The following is an 18,072-nucleotide window of genomic DNA, read 5'->3' on the forward strand; positions in this document are numbered from 1 at the left end:
TCGGCCGATCTCCACGTGCTCCAGCACGCCCAGCGCATCCGGGACCAGCACGGCCACCGAGTAGTAGGCGCTGACCAGGTAGGACACGATGGCCTTCTCGTTGATACCCATGAACCGGGCGTTCAGGCTCGGCTGCACCTCGTCCGGGATGCCGGGCTGGTGCAGGCCGATCACGCCGTTGTCCTGCTCGCCGATCCGCATCGCGATGATCGAGCTGGTCTGGCGCTCGGTGACGGGGATCTTGTCCGACGGCAGGATCGGGATGCCCCGCCACGTCGTCACCCGCGTGCCGTCCACGTCGGCCGTGTCCGGGTAGAGGCCGCGCTTGTTCAGCTCCCGGCCGAACGCCGCGATGGTGCGCGGGTGGGCCAGCATGAACGCGGTCTTGCGCCGCCTCGACACCAGTTCGTCCAGGTCGTCCGGGGTGGGCGGGCCGTTGCGGGTGTGGATGCGCTGCTTGAGGTCGGCGTTGTGCAGCAGCCCGATCCGCCGGTTGTTGATCATCTCGTGCTCCTGCCGCTCGCGCAGGGCCTCGATGGTCAGCCGCAACTGCTCCTCGGTCTGGTTCATCGGGTGGTTGTAGAGGTCGGCGACCCGGCTGTGCACCCGCAGCACGGTCTGCGCGACGCTCAGCTCGTACTCGCGCGGCGTGAGCTCGTAGTCGACGAACGTGCCGGGCAGCACGGGCTCGCCGTCGTGGCCGGACGCCACGTCGATCTCGGCCTCGCCGTGCTCGTCCTGCGGCTTGTTGCGGCTGTTGAAGGCGTGCTGGATGTGCTCGCGCAGGCCGCCCGCCTCGCCGTTGAGCGCCTGGAAGTCCTCCCAGGACAACGTGAGCACGGTGACCGGGGTGACGGCCTTGGCGGTGAACTCCCACTCGCCCTGCGGCCCCGCGAGGACGGTCTCGCCGAAGTACTGGCCGTCGGCCAGGTTGCCGAGCACGGTCTCGCCGCCGTACTCGCCGGTGCCGACCTTGTCGACCTTGCCGTGCGCGATCAGGACGACCTGGTCCTTCGGACGGCCCTTCCGGACGATGATCTCGCCGATGCCGTACTCCTGCTGCGTGAAGCGGCCCGCCAGCGCGCTGAGGGCCGCCTCGTCGTCGAAGCCCTTGAGCAGCGCGAGCTCGGTGAGCTCCATCGGGATGACGCGGACCTCGGCACCGATGTTGGTGAACGAGACGCGGCCGTCGCCCAGCGTGTAGGTGAGGCGCCGGTTGACGCGGTACGCACCACCCGAGGCCTGGACCCAGGGCAGCACCTTGAGCAGCCAGCGGGAGGTGATTCCCTGCATCTGCGGAACGGACTTGGTGGTCGTGGCCAGATTACGAGCGGCGGCCGTACCCAAACTCAGCTGCTGACGGCCCTCGTTGAGGTCAGTATCCGTCAAGGTCACAACCCACACCCACCCATCTCAATGCGCTAAAGGACCAATCCGAAAGAAGCCGGAATGGACGTTAGTTCGCGCGATTGGAGGCTGTGAAGGGGCCAAGAAGGCGACATTCGGGTGGGTGGTTTGGGCTCGTGGTTGCTACTGACGGTGTGCCTTTTGATCTAATAGGTTACCTCTACTTGCCCGATCGAGTGAGGGTGGGCTGGTAGCGAGATGCAGGAGCGGGCCACTCGTTTGGCTCAATAGGATCACTCTATTGTGCGCATTTTAGAGGTGTCGGACAGTGCTATGCGATACCACTCCGAGTGGGTTCGAATCCACTCGAAGTGGTGTCCATCAATACCGCCTCGGTGTCCTTGGCGCTGACCGGAACAGAAATCAGGATTTTGTGCCGGAGCCTATTCGTGCTATTGCGCTTCGCGGGCGTTCAAGAAAGATTCGAGCTGGGTCACGACGAACTCGTGGTCGTCGGCCTGGGGGAGTCCCGAGACGCCCGCGGTGCCGACCGGGCCGGTGCCGCGGACGATCACGGGGAAGACCCCGCCGTGCGCCGCGTACAGGACCGGGTCGAGCCCTGAGCCCGCCTCGAACGTCGTGCCCTTCTCGCGGAACGTCGTGCCGACGTAGAAGGAGCTGTGCCCGAACAGGTCGACGACGCGGGCCTTGCGCTCCAGCCACCTGTCGTTGTCCGGCGCGGTGCCCGGCAGCGCGGCGTGGAAGAGCAGGTGACCGTTGCGCCGCACCGAGATCGCGACGGGCAGGCCCTGGTCGCGGGCTGCGTCGAGCAGGTGCAGGCCGAGCTCGATCGCGACGTCGTTGCCGAAGCGCGTGAACTGCAGCCGCCGCTCCTGGTCCAGCAGCTCCTCACTCGTGGGACTCACAGCTCCACCACCCTGTTCTGTCGTGCGGACGTGAACGCGGCCTCGATGACCCGCAGTGCCTGGACGGCGCCGGCCGGGTCGACCGGGACGCGGCCGGCCAGCAGCTCGGCGTAGAAGTTCTGGTAGGCGCCGGGTTCGACGGCGACCTCGGTCGTCCCGCCGAGGACGCCGAGCCGGCCGGTCCGGTCCTCGTGGCCCCAGCCGGAACCGGTGGGACGGCGGCCCGCGGCGAGCGCGTCCTCCTGCTCGTCCAGGCCGCTGATCTCGAACGCGCCCTTGCTGCCGAGCACGCGGAACCGCGGCCCGTGGTTCGCCGCGTGCGCGTTGGCCCACAGGTGCGAGCGGACACCGTTCTCGTGCGTCAGCGCCACGAACACGTCGTCGTCGACCTGAGCGCCTGGCCGGCGCCGGTCCAGCTCCGCGTAGACGGTCCTGACCGGCCCGAAGAGCTGCAGCGCCTGGTCGACGAGGTGTGCGCCGAGGTCGTAGAGCAGGCCACCGGCCTCCTCCGGGGCGCCGAACTCGCGCCAGTTGTCCCAGATCTCGGGGATCCAGCGCTCGAACCGGGACTCGAACCGCCGGACGTCGCCGAGCTCGCCGAGGACCTCGCGGACGGTGAGGAAGTCGCTGTCCCAGCGGCGGTTCTGGAAGACCGTGAGCAGCACGCCCTTGGCCTTCGCGGCGGCCACGAGCTCCTCGGCCTCGGCGGACGTCGGCGCGAACGGCTTGTCGACGACGACCACCACGCCCTTGTCGATCGCGCGCCGCGCGTACTCGACGTGCGTCCGGTTGGGGGTGGCGACGACGACCAGGTCGAGGTCCATCTCGAACAGCTCGTCCGCGGTGACGATCGCCGCCTCCGGGTACGCGGCACGGGCCTGTGCCTGCCGTTCCGGGTTCGCCGTCACGATCGCGACGAGGTCCATGCCCTCGGTGGAGGCGATGAGCGGGGCGTGGAAGACCCGTCCCGCGATGCCGTGGCCCAGAAGTCCGACTCTCATGCTTCCGATTAAAGCAACGCTGTTGAATAATTGCGAGCGTGGACCTCACCTCGCTGCGTTCGCACAACGACCGGACAGTGCTCGGCCTGGTCCGCTCCGGGGCTTCGAGCAGGGCTTCCATCGCCGCACGGGCCGGACTCACCCCGCAGGCGGTGTCGAAGATCGTGGCCAGGCTCATCGACGCCGGCCTGCTGGAGGAGACCGGCGCGGTGCGTGACGGAGGCCGTGGGAAGCCCCGGATGTCGCTCCGGCTCGCCGCCGGGGGCGCCTGCTCGTACGGGGCGTACGTCGACCGCGACGAGCTGCGGGTGGTCCGGCTCGACCTGACCGGTGAGGTGGTGTCGGCGTCGGTCGTGCCGCTCGCGCCGATGTTCACGCCCGGCGACGTGCTGGACGCGCTGGCGCCGCTGGTCCCGGCAGAGGAGAAGGTGCTCGGCCTCGGCATCGGGATCGCCGGTCCGCTCGACTTCCCCAGCGGCGTGGTGTCCCCGAACGGCCTGCCAGGCTGGGGCTCCGTGCCGTTGCGGGCGCTGGCGGAGGAACGGCTCGGGTTCCCCGTCGTGGTCGACAAGGACACCAACGCCGCCGTGCTCGCCGAGGCGTGGCGCCGGCCGCTGGAGGACGCCGCGCTGGTGTTCGTCGGCACCGGTCTGGGCGTCGGGCTGCTGCTCGGGGGAGAGGTCCACCGCGGCGCGCGGTCGGGGGCGGGCGAGTTCGGGCACATGACGATCCAGCTCGACGGCCCGCTGTGCGTGTGCGGGCGGCGCGGGTGCGTCGAGGCGGTGCACGCGGCGGCGTCCACCGGCGTGGAGGCGGCACGGGTGCTGGGTGCCGCGGTGGCGAACCTGGTACAGCTGCTGGACCTCGACCAGATAGTCCTGAGTGGACGGAAGGTGCTGGAGTCGCCAGAGCTGTACCTGCGGGCCATGCCGGACGTCGACGTGAGCATCACGTCCTACGGGCCGGACCTGGTGCCCGTGGGCGCGGGGCTGCTGGTTCTGGGAGGACTGTTCTAGCATCGGCGCTGTGGACGTGGAACACGTCGTCGGCCTGCCGCACCCGCGGCTGAGACCGTTCGTGACGCGGTACTCCGGGTATCGGATGCGGACCGAGCCCGGCATCCACCGCGGCCTCCCGTCGCGTTCGCTCACCCTGGTCGTCACGATGGACGGCACCGTCGACCTCGCCGACGGCCGGTTCGCCGCGTTGTGCGGCGGCCTGCACGACGAGGCCGTGATCATCAGTCACGACGGGTTCCAGCACGGTGTCCAGTGCGACCTCACGCCGGTGGGGGTGCGGGCGTTCTTCGGCATGCCCGCCGGCGAGCTGTCCGGGGTGACGGTCGCGCTGGACACCCTCGGCGTGCCGGCCGCGGAACTGCGGGAACGCCTGCGGGTGGCCGCGACGTGGGCCGACCGGTTCGCGCTCGTGGACGAGGTGCTGAGCGGGCTGGTGCGGCCGGTGAGGCAGCAGGTCGAGGTGGCGTGGGCGTGGCAGCGGCTGGCCGCCGGGGCGCCGGTCGGGGAGATCGCCGCCGAGGTCGGGTGGAGCCGCCAGCACCTGAGCGCGCGGTTCGCCGCCGAGTACGGGCTGACGCCGAAGGTCGTGGCCAGGGTCATGCGGTTCGAGCGGGCGGGCCGGATGCTGCGCGGCGAGCGCAGGCCCACGCTCACCGAGGTGGCCGCCGCCTGCGGCTACACCGACCAGGCGCACTTCAACCGCGACTGGCGCGCGTTGTGCGGGGCGACCCCGACCGAGTGGATCACCGCCGAGCTTCCATTCGTACAAGGCAGCGAACCCGGATAGGACGCAGAGTGGTCGCCATGACGACACCTGCACCCACCTGCTGGCCGACACTGTCCTATCAGGACGCTCCCGCCGCGATCCGCTTCCTCGTGGAGGCCTTCGGGTTCTCCGAACACCTCGTCGTGCCAGGAGAGGCCGACGGCGAGGTCGTGCACTGCGAGATGGTCTGGCCGGAAGGCGGCGGCGTGATGCTCGGGTCCGTCGTGCGGTCGGCCGGCGAGACCGGGGCGACCAGGGCGGGCGCCGCGTCGATCTACGTCGTGACCGACCGGCCGGACGAGGTCCACGCGCGGGCGCTGGCCCGTGGGGCGACCGAGATCCGCGGGCTGCGCGACGAGGACTACGGGTCGCGCGGCTTCACCGTCGCCGACCCCGAGGACAACCGCTGGAGCTTCGGCACCTATCGCGGAGCCTGACCAGGCGCGGTGAAGTTCACCGCGTCGCGTCAGCCGGGCACTTTGCGTGAATTCCGCGGACGCCTCGGTCGACGACGGCCTCGACCGGGTGTCCGTGACGCCTCGAGCGGGACGGCCGATGGTCACGTATCGCTACGCCTGGTTGCGGTGAACGCCGCCGACGCCTCTGTCGGCCAAAAGGTCCTGCGCCCGTACCGCCTTTGGGCGTAACCGCGCGGCCGAACGGTCGTTGTACCCCGGCGGCGGCACCTGCCCGTCGTTGCGCGAGGCGAACCAGGGACGCGGCGTCTCGCAGCACCGGGCGGGTGTCGTTTTTTTGATGCGAAACGATGTCACGTGCGGTTGCGATGGAACGTGCGACGCTTCTGACACTCTGATCGGACACCGTTGCCGCACGTATTCATCAGCTACAGCCGCAAGCAGCGGGAGTACGTGCGTCGGCTGGCCACTCATCTCGCCGAGGCGGCCGGGGTCGAGATCTGGTTCGACTACGAGATCGTCACCGGAGAGCGCTGGGACGACGTCGTTCGTACGAAGATCGACACGTGCGCCGCGCTGATCGTGGTGATGACGCCGGACGCGGAAAGCTCGCACTGGGTCGCCGAAGAGGTGGCGCGGGCGCGCGACCAGGGCAAGGAGCTGCTGCCGCTGCTCCTCGAGGGATCTCCGATCTTCGGCTTCATGACGGTCCACCACGAGGACGTGCGTGGCGAGCGCATGCCAAGTGACAGATTCATCGAGGCACTGAGGAATGCTGCGGGCCACAGCTCGCGACCGGCGGGCCCACCGCTGCGTGGGCGATCAGCCGGACCGACGAAGCCGGCGGCGAGGCCGCCGCGACCGCGAAGTGCGCAGAGGAGTCGCTCGGTCCAACGACCGCAGCGAAATGCTCGGCTCCTGGCCTCGACCACGATTGCCCTGGTGGCGATCGCGATCGCCTTGGTGGCGGCCTTGTACCTGAGCGACACGATCTGGTCGTTCGTCACCAAGCCGGACACGTCCGGTCAGCAGCTGAGCACAGGATCGAGTGTGACCACCCGGCCATCCGCCACGACCGCCTCATCGGTCACCGGTTCGTCCTCTGCGACGTCGTCGTCGACGACGGCTGCACCAGGCCGGAACGTACGGTTGTCCTGCTACAACAACAACACCATCACTGGGCTCACTGCTCGCGCGTGCGATGACGCGAGGTCATTCGGCTGGAACGTGGCCGAGATCGGCAACTACAGCCAGGGCACGATTCCCACGACCACGGTGTACTTCCGGCCCGGTACCGAGGAGGAAGCCGCCGCGAAGGAGCTCGCTGCCCTTCTTCGTACGAGGGTCGAACCGAGGTTCAGCGGAATCGAGAAGGCCGAAGGCGGTCTGATATTGATCATCACGAACGACTACCAGGGGCCGGCGCGCAACGGCTGACGCCACGGTATTCCGATGGCCTCTGATGGGGCAGCTGTGGTCCCATTCGTGCCCATGGGGACGTTCGAGGAGCTGGTGGCCGAGGGGGCCGCGGTACCGCTGGAGGGCTGGGACTTCTCCTGGTTCGAGGGCAGGGCCACGGAGGAACGCCCGCCGTGGGGCTACGCGGCGTTGATCGCGGAGAAGCTCGCGGCCGTGGAGTCCGCGCTGGACCTGCAGACCGGCGGGGGAGAGGTCACGGCGTCCGCGCCGGTCAAGCCGCCGCTGCTCGCCGCCACGGAGTCGTGGCCGCCGAATGTCGTCGTGGCGGCGCGGAACCTGCCGGACGCGCTCGTCGTGCGGGCACCGGACGCGGGGCCGTTGCCGTTCCGCTCCGAGGTGTTCGACCTCGTGATCAGCCGGCATCCCGTGGTGACGCCGTGGGCGGAGATCGCGCGGGTGCTGAAACCCGGCGGAACGTACTTCTCGCAGCAGATCGGCGAGGGCACGAACCGCGAGCTGACGGACTTCATGATGGGACCGCAGCCCGTCGGTGACGCCCGCTCCACGTCGCGGGCCCGGTCCGACGCCGAAGCGGCGGGGCTGGAGGTGCTCCGGCTGGAACCGGTGGCGTTGCGGGTGGCGTTCTTCGACGTCGGCGCCGTCGTGCACTTCCTGCGCAAGGTGCTGTGGACGGTGCCGGGGTTCACCGCGGAGGCGTACCGGGACCGGCTCCTGGACGTGCACGAGCACATCCAGGAGCACGGTGAGTTCGTCTGCACCTCGGCGCGGTTCCTGGTCGAGGCCAGGAAGCCGTGACCGTCAGGCCTGGTGCCGCCGCCGGGCCAGGATCACCTTGAACAGGTCGACGTCCTGCTGGTTGATCGTCATCAGCCAGCCCTGCTTGCGCAGGTCCTGCACGGCGTGGACCAGGTCGGTCCCCACCCAGCCCGACTCGGGCGTGTAGCGCTCCTGCACCGTGCGCCCGTCGGCGCCCGTTCCGATCCTGGCTATCTCCCGTGCGTCTTCCACGGACTCCTTGTCCTCGGACAGCCAGGCGAAGTACTGGAAGTCCACGGGCGTCAACGCGGCTGACGTTCGCGGCGGATCGTCACGCGCTTGCCCTTGATCGTCGCGTCGCGCAGCTGCTCGATCACGTCGTTCGCGGTGTCACCGGGCACCTCGACCAGCGAGAACCGGTCGGCGATCTCGATCGCGCCGATGTCGCGGCCCTTGAGGTCCGTCTCGCCGGTGATGGCGCCGACGATGTCCTGCGGCCGGATGCCGGACGACCGGCCCGCGCCCAGGAACAGCCTCGTCATGCCCTCGGACGGGCCGCGGCGCTCGCGGCGGGGACCCGCCGGCGCACCGTCGCGGCGAGGACGGTCCTCGCGCGGGCGCACCTCCGGGATCTCCTCCTCGTCCGCGGCGGCACCGGAGGCCTCGTGGGCGAGCTTCACCGCGGCCAGCGCGATGTCCATGACGTCGAACTCGTCGGCCAGCGTCTCGACGACGACGCGGAAGCGCGACAGGTCGTCCTCCATCAGCGACTCCTGCAGCGACGAGCGGGTGAGCTCCAGCTGCCGGGCGCGCAGGTCGGCGACCGTCGGGACCTTCTCCATCGGGATCTTGGTCTTGGTGACGCGCTCGATCGTCTTGAGCAACGAGTTCTCGCGCGGCTCGACCAACGTGATCGCGACGCCCTCACGGCCCGCGCGGCCGACACGGCCGATGCGGTGCGTGTAGGCCTCGGGCGCGGACGGCACGTTGTAGTTGACGACGTGCGTGAGCTGCTCGATGTCGAGACCGCGGGCGGCGACGTCGGTGGCCACCAGCAGGTCGGCGGTGCCGCCGCGCAGGCGTCCCATGACGCGGTCGCGCTGCTCCTGGCTGATGCCGCCGTGCAGCGACTCGGCGCGGTAGCCGCGGCCGTTCAGCGTCTCGGTGAGCTGGTCGACCTCGTCGCGCGTGCGGCAGAAGACGACGGCGGCGGTCGGCGACTCGACGTCGAGCACGCGGCCCAGTGCGGCGGGCTTGTGCTCGCGGCGCACCAGGTACGCGGTCTGCCGGACGCGCGGCGCCTCGCCGGGCTCGGTCTTCTCGCGCTCGATCTGGATCAGCACGGGCGTGCGCAGGTGGCTCTTGGCCATGCGGTCGATGCGCGGCGGCATCGTGGCGGAGAACAGCACGGTCTGACGTTCGACGGGCGTCTCGCTGAGGATCGCGTCGATGTCCTCCGCGAAGCCCATGTCGAGCATCTCGTCGGCCTCGTCGAGCACGACGACCTGCAGGTCGCTGAGCTGCAGGGTGCCGCGCTGCAGGTGGTCGATGGCGCGGCCGGGGGTCGCGACCACCACGTCGACGCCGCGGGACAGCTCGCGCAGCTGCCGTCCGATCGGCTGGCCGCCGTAGATCGGGAGGACGCGCGTGCCCAGGTGCCGGCCGTAGCGGTGGACGGCCTCGGACACCTGCACCGCCAGCTCGCGGGTGGGGGCCAGCACGAGGGCCAGGGGCTTCTCGCCCTTGCCGATCCGGTCGGCGATGCGTTCGAGCAGCGGCAGGGCGAACGCCGCCGTCTTGCCCGTGCCCGTGGCGGCCTGCCCGAGCAGGTCGTTGCCCGCGAGCAGTGGCGGGATCGCTTCGCTCTGGATCGGCGTCGGCTCCTCGTAGCCCAGAGTGGTGAGTGCGTTGAGGATGTCGGGCCGCAGCCCCAGGTCGGCGAAACCGTTGTCGGCGGTGGTCATGCCGACTATTCTCCCCCACCGCCCGACACCGCACTCACCCAGACCAGCTCAGGCGGCCTCCCGCGGCCCGATCCGCACCTCCGCGCTGCTCCGCACCCCGTTGACCACGGCGGAGATCTCGACCTGACCAGGCCTGACTCCGATGAGGACACCCGAGTCCGGGTCGAACCGGGCCACGTGCCACGGCCGGATCCCGTCCGCCCCGCCCACGTGCAGACCGCGTGACCCTTGCCACACCACGCCCATGGGATACCTGACCGGCACGGTCCGCGATCCCTGTTTCAGCGTCGCCGCAACCGTTTCCGCCGCACCGGGCCGCAGGTGCGCCGGAGCGTGCACCTGGAGTGCGTCCAGGTGAGGCCGGACCTCGGCCTTGACGCCGGCGCCCGTGACGCCGACGAGGGTCCAGCCGGTGAACCCGCCCACCTCGGCCGGCGCCTTGCCGGAGTTGCCGTTCACCACGTGCGGCACGCCGTCCACAGTGGACGCGAAGAAGCCGCCGACGTGCCCGCCGATGAACGCCGTGGGTTTGTCGCGTTCGGACATCAGCCGCTGCAGGTAAGCGGCTTCCATCCGGTCCGCCAACTGGCTCGTGCGCGCGGGCGTGGGGTCGTCCGGCGGGTGGTGCATCATCACGACGGCCTGGCCCTGGGCGGTCCGCAGCGCGGTCCGCAGCATCTCCACCTGGTCGAAGCCGCCGCCGCGGAGCGTCCCCGTCGACGAGTCGAGCAGCACGAACCGCGTGCCCCTGTGGTCGAAGGCGCGGTGGGTGGCGCCGAACTCGCGGCGGAAGTCGTCGATCGTTCCGGGTCCCATGATCTCGTGGTTGCCGGGCACGTAGTACCAGGGGAAGCCGCCGAGCTCCTCGTCGAGGATCCGGTGCGCGAACCTCAGGTCCTCGGGGGAGGCCTCGTCGACGAAGTCGCCGTTGATCACGACGAACTCGGCCCCGGACGCCTTCACCTCCCGGAGCGTCCGGCGCGCGGACCTCACCAGCTCGCTGTCGGGGGCGCGGGCCACGAACTGGGCGTCCGACACGACCGCGAACTTCCAGCCCCCGGCCTGGCCGATCACGTCCTCCTTCAGCACCGGCGCCGGTGGCAGGCCGACCTCGGGCGGGATCCTGGCGGTGATGTCGTCGACGACCACCTCGCCGGTGTACGAGCGGTCGGCCTTCGTCTCGATCACGGTGAACCTGGTGACCTGGACGGGGAACGCGAGCTCGGGCGGCACCGGCACTTCGATCCGCTGCCAGCCGGTCCAGGTGACGTACGGGCCGTAGAGCGACCGCGACTGGCCGGTCGAGTCCGTGACGGTGAACGCGGTCCACTCGCCCTTGCCGCTGCCGTGCACGTGGGCGGCGAGTGACAGGGGCTGCCCCTGGACCGGGATCGGCTTCGGTGGGACGGCGTGAGCGGTGCGCGTGCCGGTCGACCGGGTGAAGTCGTAGCTCAGCTTCAGGCCCTGGCCGGTGTGGCCGTCGGGGTGCGGGCTGACCGAGCCGGTCGCCCTCGCGGACCCGAAAGTCCACTGTGGAGCGTCGTCGAAGGTCGCGACCAGCTCGTCGTGCGCCCCGACGGTGACCGCGATCTGCGTCTCCTCGCCGCCCGCCCTCGCCGTGACCGTGGTCGCGCCGGCCTTCAGCGCCTTCACCTGGAGGTCCGGGGTGATCGCGATGACCTCGCGGTCGTAGCGGAGGTCGAGGTCGGCCCGCTCGACCGGCGCGCTGAAGCCCCTGGCGTCGACACCGCTGATCCGCAACGGCTTCTGCTCGGCCGGGTTCAGGCTGATCCTGCGCTCGGCCGGCGCGAGCCTGGCGAGCCTGCCCAGCACGGTCAGCTCGGTCGTCTTGGAGATGCGGCCGCGTGACGCCGTGAACGACGCCGGGCCCGGTTTCGTCGCCGCGTGGAAGGTGTCGCCGATCGCCCAACCGCCCGTGGCGCGCGTGACGTGCTCGTCGGTGGCCGGGCCGTACGTCTCGTCGTGGGCTCGTACGGTCATCCTGCGCGTCATGCCGGGGAAGACGCGCTTGCTGCTGGTCTGCACGTCGAAACCGGTGAGGCGGCCGGTGCCGGTGGGCGCGTAGAGCGCGAGGCCGTTGGGGACGGGGCGCTCGCCGCCGTCCGAGGGCGTGTTGACCGTCCTGAGCCCGGTGGTGCCGGGTTCGCGGACGAGCATGGTCGACGAGCCGCCGCCGTCGAGGTTGAGGGCGTTGTGCGCGCCGAGCTCGATCATGGCGTCGGCGAGGTCCTTCAGGTTCAGCCCGAGGAGGTGCGCGCCCTGCCGTCCGTCGACGGTCAGCATGTGCATCTTCTTGCCGTCCCGGGAGAACCCGACCGCGGTGCGCGGGTGCACCGTGTCGTCCGGTGCGACGTTCCTGCCGTTCTCGACCAGCAGCTGCCGCCCGCCGATGGCCGTCCTGGGCTCGCTGCCGTTGCTCGTGCGGCTCGTGTACTCGACCTTCACCTGGTCGCCGGGCTGGAGGGTTTTGAGCACGTCCGCGCCCTTGTCCCGGCCCACGAGCGCATAGCCGCTGATGGGCTTGTCTCCAGGCGTGGTCACCTCTTGGACGATGTCGTCCTTGACCAGCACTTCGGCCGTGTTGGCCGCACCTTGCACAGCGCGCGCTCGGCTGTACGTGCCCCACAGAGGATTGAAGACACCGATGCCGTCCACGTCGATGCGCGCGCTGTTGAGCTGTGTCAGCTTGTGCGTGCCGTTGAGCGTGCCTTCGAAGAAGGTCTCCATAACGCTGCCCACGCCCGCCGCATCGATGCCGACAGCTCGTCCCCGCCCCGACTTCCTCAGCCGGCCGTCCTGGATGCCGACACCTTCGGGTGAGTTGGAGTTGTCGATGTCGAAGAAGTCACCGTTGATCGCCGCGACGGCTCCGGCGGTCTGGGCGGAGAGGGGAGCGGCGTGCGCGACGGTGCCGGTGTCGACGTACCCGACCTGCGCCCGGGTGAGGTCGACGGCGAGCGCGTCACCGCGGATCCAGCCGTCCTCCTCGTACCAGTCGAAGGAGCCGAGGGTGACGCCGGGCGCGACGGGTCTCTCCACCCGCTCGGTCTCGATGCGCCTGGTGATGCCGGCGTGAGCAGAGGGAACGGGAGCAAGCAGGACCGCGGTGATGATTACCGCAAGTGCACGTCTCGTCACACCGTGAAACTTAAGCTGATCCGGTGAAGAACCGCTTAACGGTCTGCGCCTCGCACCTGATCACCCTGCCCAGCGCACCCCGCGGCCCGGTCCGCGAGGCGATCGCGACCGCGCGCGAGGCCGTGCGCGAGTTCGACCCGGAGCTGGTCGTCTTCTTCGGCACGGACCACCGGCGCGCCTTCCGTTCCGTCGTCCCGACCTTCGCCGTGGTGCTGTCGGCCACCGCGCAGGGCGACGTCGCCGGCCCCGTCGGCGCCTACGACGTGCCTTCAGCTCAGGGACGTGCGCTGATAGCCGACCTGGTCGCGCACGACTTCGACATCGCGACGGCCTTCGACGCCGCTCTGGACCACGCGTTCGGCCACACGACCCGAGACCTGCTGGGCTCGATCTCCGCGAAGCCGGTGCTGCCGATCTTCCTCAACTGCGCCTCGCCACCGCACGCCTCCTTCCGCCGCGCGGCGTCACTGGGACGCCGCGTCGGCGAGTTCTTCGCCACTCAGCGAGTGCTGTACGTGGGATCCGGCGGCCTCGCCCACGACCTGCCCGGCTTCCGCGAGCCCGAGACGGGCGAGGTGCTCACGGAGGCCGAGCGGCAGGCGTGGATCAGGTCCGTCAACGAGAGGGCGCGCTCCGAGGGCACGATCCGCTCGCTGGCGCGCACCTGGGACGACGCCTTCCTGTCCGGCGTCGGCGGCACGTCGTGGGAGTGGCTCGACTCGATCGGCGACGACCTCGTGTCGCGCGCGGGCAACGGCGCCGCCGAGTGCCTCACGTGGACGGCCGCCTGGGCCGCCGGTGGGCGGGCTTTGACGACCCTGGCGCACGAGTTCGACACGAACGGCCGCGCTGTCGCCATGTCGTAGGCCTCACGTCGTCGGCACCTCCACGGTCGCGAGCTCGTCGGCCTCGGCCAGGTACAGGCGGCCGAGGTCGATGAGCAACGTGCCGAGCTCCCGGTAGTGCGCCGCGCGTTCGAGGTCCGGAATCAGGCCGCACGTGCGCAACATGTTCTTCGCGAGCAGCTCGCCGAACTGTGGATAAGTCTTCACCACCTCACGCGAGAGCCGTTGAAGAGATATGCGGAGCAGGTCCTCCGTCAGGATTTCCGCGGCCATGGCAGGATCCCCTCGCTTTCTCGCCAGATGCCGTCGCAGTCCCGGCACGTCGGCCACACGTTCTTGTCGCGCCACAGGCTGACCTGGTGCGGGATGAAGGGATCGCCGCACAGCGTCTCGACGAGCTGCCCCCTGGCCGGCTCGTCGGGGATGGCGTGACGTCGCCCCTCGTGGGGCGCCCAACGAAACTTCACCGTTTTATTTTGCGGCTTGGAACTCGGCCAATCCACCGGCCTCGCGCGTGTTGCACCCGAATGGACGGGCGTGACGACTAAATGGGGCTTGGGGCGGTGTGAATGCGTGGTGCATAGCCGTTTTTGATTACGAGCGCGTAGTCGGCGCACGGCCGTGCGTTGTCGTCTGAAGCGATGACAGCGCGTATGCGAATGCATTCGAGCTATGAGATCCGCTAGCTTGATTTCGGCGCCTGAATGATCGACGGAGACCAGCCGAGCGATGTACCGGGAGACGAGCAGCCGGGCACCCCGGCCGCCAGGGTCGACCCGGGCCGGGGCGACCACCTCACCGACAACTTCGACGTGACCACTACCGAGACCCCTGGTGATGGCGGTGGCGCAGCCCATCGTCACCACCCGATCGCCGGGTGGGTCAAGAACAGGACGACTTCCCGAATGCGGTGTCATCGCCGCCTCTACGATCCGGGCATGAGTCAGCCGATCCCGTTCGCCGACATCAACTTCAAGCTCGCCGTCGTCCACGAGCTGATGTACGCCCAGGGCCTCCTGCCGAAGTTCCGGTTGACCGAGTACGCCGCCGCGCAGGGCTTCACCTACGACGCCTGGAGCGTCGAGGCGGTGCCCGAGGCGCTGGCCTACTTCGAGGCGCTCGAGGTCCCCGCCGAGCTCGCGGAGAAGATCACCGAGATCGAGATGGACGGCGGCAACAGCATCTACCTCCAGATCGCGCCGGGCTGGGACGGCGAGGACGACCTGTTCGACGTCGACGAGTTCGCCGACCTGCGGCACTTCCCCCACCTGAAGTCGATGACGCTGCTCTACACCGGCAACGAGGAGGCGCTGGAGATGCTGCGCGCCCGCGGGATCGACGCGGACTGGGTCTGACCCGGCCCCGAGGCAGGTCGTTACCATCCGAACCATGACCATGCCCGCAGCGATCGATGCCGTCAGAGAAGCGTTCATCGGGCTCACCGCGGGCGAGTTCGACCTGCCGCCGCGCCACGCCTTCAGCGACAGCCGGTCCCTCGTCATGGCCGTGCACCACCGGCCGACGGCGTCGACGGCGGTCAAGGTGGTCAGCATCGAGATCGAGCGGGATCCCGTCATCGCCGGCACGGTCGTCTACTCGCACCCGGACGGGCAGTTCGTCACGGACGCGGTGCCGCTCACCACGCTGCGGACCGGTGCTGTCGTTGGTGTGGCGACGGATCTGCTGGCCGACGAGGGGGCCTCGCACCTCGCGTTGCTGGGGGCCGGGGCGCAGGCGGCGGACCAGGTGCGGGCGGTGCACGCGGTGCGGCCGTTGAAGACGCTGGTCGTGTTCAACCGCAATGCCGGGAGGGCCGAGGCGTTGGTCGAGGACCTCAGGGACGAGTTGCCGGACACGGTGATGGACGTGGCGGCGAACGCCGCGGAAGCAGTGAGCGGGGCGGACGTCGTGTGTTGTGCCACGGCTTCGACGGTGCCGTTGTTCTCGTGCGACGCGCTCAAGGAACGTGTGCACGTCAACGCTATCGGGTCGTACCGGCCCGTCATGCGGGAGTTGCCGCAGGAGTTGCTGGCGACCGCGGAGGTCGTCGTGGTGGACCAGGTCGAGGCCGCGCTCAGCGAGGCGGGGGAGATCATCCGGGCGGTGAGCTCCGGCGTGCTGCGGCTGGAGTCGCTCGTCGAGCTCGGCGCGGCGCTGGGGAACCCGCCGCTGCGGCAGGGGCGGACGGTGTTCAAGTCCGTCGGCGTGGCGGTGCAGGACTGGGCGGTGGCAAGGCTTCTGGCGTGAGACGGCGCTGGACGCGAACCCTTCCGCCGCGGGGGTTCGCGTCCAGCGTTCTGGTCAGGTCAGGTGCGACCCGGAGGTGCTCCGGCGATACGCGAACCGTCCTGACCTGCTGGAAGACCTGCGCCAGTTCGACGACGTCTTAGCCGAGGAGCACAAGGACCAAACCTCTTGATCACGTCGTTGGAGGGGACGCACGCGCACCGGGGAGTCTCAAACAGGTCTTCGACATCGGCATTGCCCGGCATGCCTACCTCAGCATCCGTGCATCGAGTCACCCATCCGTGCCGGAGGTGCCTACAGCCGAAAGTGCCGCACCCCAGGGATACGCGTCCATGACCTGCCCACCCGTTCGTGGCGGATGCGGCACGAACCCGCCCTCGCCGAACAGCACGGTCACACCCGCTTCGCGCAGCTCCTCGACGCTGCGCCGGAACGGACGGTTGTTGGCAAGCGCCGTGTTCACAAACGGCAGGACTGCGATCGGGACGCCCAGCCCGGTCAGCTCGGCGAGCTGGGTGAGCACATAGGTGTCGGCGATGCCTGCCGCCCACTTGTTGATCGTGTTGTACGTCGCGGGCGCGACGATGACAGCCGTGGCTTCGGGGAGTGCTGGTTGTCCGGCCCGCTGGTGGCCCGTACGAACAGGATGGCCACTGAGTGCTTCGAGTGCTTCAAGGTCGAGGAAGTGTTCTACAGCGGCCGGCGTGGCCACGCACCAGACGTCCCATCCGTCCGCCTGCGCGAGCTTCACCATGCGGTCGATGTGGTCGGCCGGACCCGCCCCGCAGATCATCAGGTACAGGACAGGTGCGCTCACGCCTCGACTCCCGCCCGTTCAGCCATCTGACGCACCAGCTTTGCCGGCTCGCCCGTGGTGTTGTTCAGCAGCGATCGCAGCAGGCCGTGAGCCAACGGCCGACAGCGAACTTCCTCGGGCGCGACCTGTTCCGCACGGCCCAGCATTCGCACCGCCTGGCGGTAGTCGCCGACGCCCGTATGCGCCTCGGTGAGATCGAGTAGGTAGTTGGCCTGCCGTTCAGCAGACAGCGCAGCGACAGCACGGGGGCTGATCGTCGCGGCGAACTCCAAGGCCTGCCCGCACTCGTGCAGCCGCACCAAGGCGGAGACACGGTGAAGCTGCGTGTTGGTGACACCGAAGAAGGTGTGATGGTCGTTGTGGTGCGGCTCGTAGATCAGCGCGGACGCAAGCGCCGCCTCATGCATCTCGCGGGCCTGCCCGGCGTCTTCCTGCCCGGCCGCCGTGATCGAGGCCGCCAGGTACAACATCCCGTGTAGCGACAGCAGTTCGGACGCGTTGCTGTTGACCTCTGCTCGCATCCGGTCAGCCATCGCCAGCAATGTGGCGATGGCGTGCGCCTGCTCGTGAATGCTCGTCATAGCGCGGGCAACGCTGCGAGTGGCGCGGGCGAGCGACCACGTGTCGTCGATCTGCATCGCTGTGTTCATGGCGCGGTCGGCGGCGAGCCAAGCCACGTCGTTCGTCTCGAACTTGAGCAGCATGGACGACGCCAGGCGGTACACCGTGACCAAGATGCGGCAGGCCGCCACGCGGTCAGCTTCTGGCACGGTCTGCACCGCGGCTTGCGCCTCCGCCATGAGTCCCGGCAAGTGCCTCGCCACAACCGCGAAGCGGGACATGGTCCAGGCGTGGTCGAGGTAGGAAGCTTGGCGTGTGACAGCTTCGAAGTCCGTCGTCTCCGGGGCCGACGTCCGCAAGCCGGGATAGGCGGCGAGTGCTCGGCGGATCGCTTGGACTTCGCGGACATCAACGCATCGGCGGGCGCGCTGGTCGCGGTTGTCGTCGGTGAGCACAGCCGAGTCGATGCCCAGCACCTCCGCCACGCGCTCGATCATCGGCACACGAGCCAGGTCACGCTCGCCAGACTCGATCTTGTCCAGCCACGACGTCGAGCGTCCGACCATGTCGGCGAACTGCTGGCGTCCGAGCTTGCGCCGCTCACGCCAGTAGCGGACGCGTGCGCCGATGCGCTCGTCGGCCTGCTCCATGTCCCACCTCACTGACCTGCATGGACAGCCATCACTGTACCTAGTCGGAGGTCACACATTTTGTACGAGCCGTTACCCGCGGTCGCCATAGCGTCCTTCCGGGCGCTGGACCGTGGCACGCCTCCCAGCGGTCCTGTCAGCAGAGAGATCGGTGCGTT

General features: G+C 69.4%; 18 protein-coding genes. 8 read left to right on the top strand and 10 right to left on the bottom strand.

What is annotated here, in order from left to right; genetic code table 11:
• The 3 genes from VM306_RS06385 to VM306_RS06395 form a co-directional block, all read right to left on the bottom strand.
• Positions 1-1,395 (bottom strand): family 2B encapsulin nanocompartment shell protein (locus VM306_RS06385; protein ID WP_325511899.1); only part of this gene is annotated, 1,395 nt, incomplete at its 3' end.
• A gap of 404 nt (positions 1,396-1,799) precedes the next feature.
• Positions 1,800-2,273, bottom strand: coding sequence for a heme-degrading domain-containing protein (locus VM306_RS06390; RefSeq protein ID WP_325511901.1), 474 nt, complete (start codon positions 2,271-2,273; stop codon positions 1,800-1,802).
• Positions 2,270-3,274 carry a Gfo/Idh/MocA family protein gene (locus tag VM306_RS06395; RefSeq protein WP_325511903.1) on the bottom strand — a complete coding sequence of 335 codons (1,005 nt, stop codon included), beginning with the start codon at positions 3,272-3,274 and terminating at the stop codon, positions 2,270-2,272. The genes VM306_RS06390 and VM306_RS06395 overlap by 4 nt, the downstream gene beginning before the upstream one ends.
• Positions 3,275-3,312: 38 nt before the next feature.
• Here VM306_RS06395 and VM306_RS06400 point away from each other — a divergent pair, with 38 nt between their 5' ends.
• From VM306_RS06400 to VM306_RS06420, 5 genes are all read left to right on the top strand, one after another.
• Positions 3,313-4,290, top strand: coding sequence for an ROK family transcriptional regulator (locus tag VM306_RS06400; protein ID WP_325511905.1), 978 nt, complete (start codon positions 3,313-3,315; stop codon positions 4,288-4,290).
• A gap of 10 nt (positions 4,291-4,300) precedes the next feature.
• The gene (locus VM306_RS06405) at positions 4,301-5,080 is read left to right on the top strand and encodes a helix-turn-helix domain-containing protein (protein WP_325511907.1); all 780 of its coding nucleotides are present in this window, start codon (positions 4,301-4,303) and stop codon (positions 5,078-5,080) included.
• A gap of 17 nt (positions 5,081-5,097) precedes the next feature.
• Positions 5,098-5,496, top strand: a complete 399-nt coding sequence (locus tag VM306_RS06410; RefSeq protein WP_325511909.1) for a VOC family protein — start codon at positions 5,098-5,100, stop codon at positions 5,494-5,496.
• 387 nt (positions 5,497-5,883) lie between these two features.
• Complete coding sequence (locus VM306_RS06415; RefSeq protein ID WP_325511911.1) at positions 5,884-6,912, top strand: TIR domain-containing protein; 1,029 nt, start codon at positions 5,884-5,886, stop codon at positions 6,910-6,912.
• Positions 6,913-6,966: 54 nt separating this feature from the next.
• Complete coding sequence (locus VM306_RS06420) at positions 6,967-7,710, top strand: methyltransferase domain-containing protein (RefSeq protein ID WP_325511913.1); 744 nt, start codon at positions 6,967-6,969, stop codon at positions 7,708-7,710.
• 3 nt (positions 7,711-7,713) lie between these two features.
• On the opposite strand, the gene VM306_RS06425 is transcribed toward VM306_RS06420, so the two are convergent.
• The 3 genes from VM306_RS06425 to VM306_RS06435 are packed head-to-tail and all read right to left on the bottom strand — an operon-like array spanning position 7,714 to position 12,794.
• On the bottom strand, positions 7,714-7,977 hold the full coding sequence (locus VM306_RS06425) for a hypothetical protein (protein WP_325511915.1): 264 nt from the start codon (positions 7,975-7,977) through the stop codon (positions 7,714-7,716).
• A complete protein-coding gene (locus tag VM306_RS06430) occupies positions 7,974-9,635 on the bottom strand; it encodes a DEAD/DEAH box helicase (RefSeq protein ID WP_325511917.1) in 1,662 nt (553 codons plus the stop codon). Before VM306_RS06430 ends, VM306_RS06425 begins: the two co-directional genes overlap by 4 nt.
• A gap of 48 nt (positions 9,636-9,683) precedes the next feature.
• Positions 9,684-12,794 carry a phosphodiester glycosidase family protein gene (locus tag VM306_RS06435; protein ID WP_325511919.1) on the bottom strand — a complete coding sequence of 1,037 codons (3,111 nt, stop codon included), beginning with the start codon at positions 12,792-12,794 and terminating at the stop codon, positions 9,684-9,686.
• A 23-nt stretch (positions 12,795-12,817) separates the two neighbouring features.
• Between VM306_RS06435 and VM306_RS06440 the strand changes: the two genes are divergently transcribed.
• Positions 12,818-13,660 carry a hypothetical protein gene (locus VM306_RS06440; protein WP_325511921.1) on the top strand — a complete coding sequence of 281 codons (843 nt, stop codon included), beginning with the start codon at positions 12,818-12,820 and terminating at the stop codon, positions 13,658-13,660.
• Between the two features lie 3 nt (positions 13,661-13,663).
• Here the strand turns inward: VM306_RS06440 and VM306_RS06445 are convergent, their stop codons facing one another.
• Positions 13,664-13,912, bottom strand: a complete 249-nt coding sequence (locus tag VM306_RS06445; protein WP_325511923.1) for a hypothetical protein — start codon at positions 13,910-13,912, stop codon at positions 13,664-13,666.
• Positions 13,894-14,106: a DUF3039 domain-containing protein gene (locus VM306_RS06450; protein WP_325511925.1), complete on the bottom strand. Its 213-nt coding sequence runs from the start codon at positions 14,104-14,106 to the stop codon at positions 13,894-13,896. Before VM306_RS06450 ends, VM306_RS06445 begins: the two co-directional genes overlap by 19 nt.
• Positions 14,107-14,577: 471 nt before the next feature.
• Here VM306_RS06450 and VM306_RS06455 point away from each other — a divergent pair, with 471 nt between their 5' ends.
• Both VM306_RS06455 and VM306_RS06460 read left to right on the top strand, forming a co-directional pair.
• On the top strand, positions 14,578-14,994 hold the full coding sequence (locus VM306_RS06455; RefSeq protein WP_325511927.1) for a DUF6892 domain-containing protein: 417 nt from the start codon (positions 14,578-14,580) through the stop codon (positions 14,992-14,994).
• A 34-nt stretch (positions 14,995-15,028) separates the two neighbouring features.
• Positions 15,029-15,886, top strand: a complete 858-nt coding sequence (locus VM306_RS06460; RefSeq protein WP_325511929.1) for an ornithine cyclodeaminase family protein — start codon at positions 15,029-15,031, stop codon at positions 15,884-15,886.
• 271 nt (positions 15,887-16,157) lie between these two features.
• Here VM306_RS06460 and VM306_RS06465 read toward each other — a convergent pair whose 3' ends face one another.
• Both VM306_RS06465 and VM306_RS06470 read right to left on the bottom strand, forming a co-directional pair.
• Complete coding sequence (locus tag VM306_RS06465) at positions 16,158-16,703, bottom strand: flavoprotein (RefSeq protein ID WP_325511931.1); 546 nt, start codon at positions 16,701-16,703, stop codon at positions 16,158-16,160.
• Positions 16,700-17,914: a helix-turn-helix transcriptional regulator gene (locus VM306_RS06470; RefSeq protein WP_325511933.1), complete on the bottom strand. Its 1,215-nt coding sequence runs from the start codon at positions 17,912-17,914 to the stop codon at positions 16,700-16,702. Before VM306_RS06470 ends, VM306_RS06465 begins: the two co-directional genes overlap by 4 nt.
• Positions 17,915-18,072: the final 158 nt, after the last annotated feature.

Origin of the sequence: Lentzea sp. (genome assembly GCF_035525475.1) — a bacterium.
In the GTDB taxonomy this organism is placed as follows: Bacteria; Actinomycetota; Actinomycetes; order Mycobacteriales; family Pseudonocardiaceae; genus Lentzea.

Bases quoted from the DNA above. Each gene is read 5' to 3' on its own strand.
- VM306_RS06395 (WP_325511903.1), bottom strand. From the start codon at position 3,274: ATGAGAGTCGGACTTCTGGGCCACGGCATCGCGGGACGGGTCTTCCAC.
- VM306_RS06410 (WP_325511909.1), top strand. From the start codon at position 5,098: ATGACGACACCTGCACCCACCTGCTGGCCGACACTGTCCTATCAGGAC.
- VM306_RS06420 (WP_325511913.1), top strand. From the start codon at position 6,967: ATGGGGACGTTCGAGGAGCTGGTGGCCGAGGGGGCCGCGGTACCGCTG.
- VM306_RS06430 (WP_325511917.1), bottom strand. From the start codon at position 9,635: ATGACCACCGCCGACAACGGTTTCGCCGACCTGGGGCTGCGGCCCGAC.
- VM306_RS06445 (WP_325511923.1), bottom strand. From the start codon at position 13,912: ATGGCCGCGGAAATCCTGACGGAGGACCTGCTCCGCATATCTCTTCAA.
- VM306_RS06455 (WP_325511927.1), top strand. From the start codon at position 14,578: ATGAGTCAGCCGATCCCGTTCGCCGACATCAACTTCAAGCTCGCCGTC.
- VM306_RS06460 (WP_325511929.1), top strand. From the start codon at position 15,029: ATGACCATGCCCGCAGCGATCGATGCCGTCAGAGAAGCGTTCATCGGG.
- VM306_RS06470 (WP_325511933.1), bottom strand. From the start codon at position 17,914: ATGGAGCAGGCCGACGAGCGCATCGGCGCACGCGTCCGCTACTGGCGT.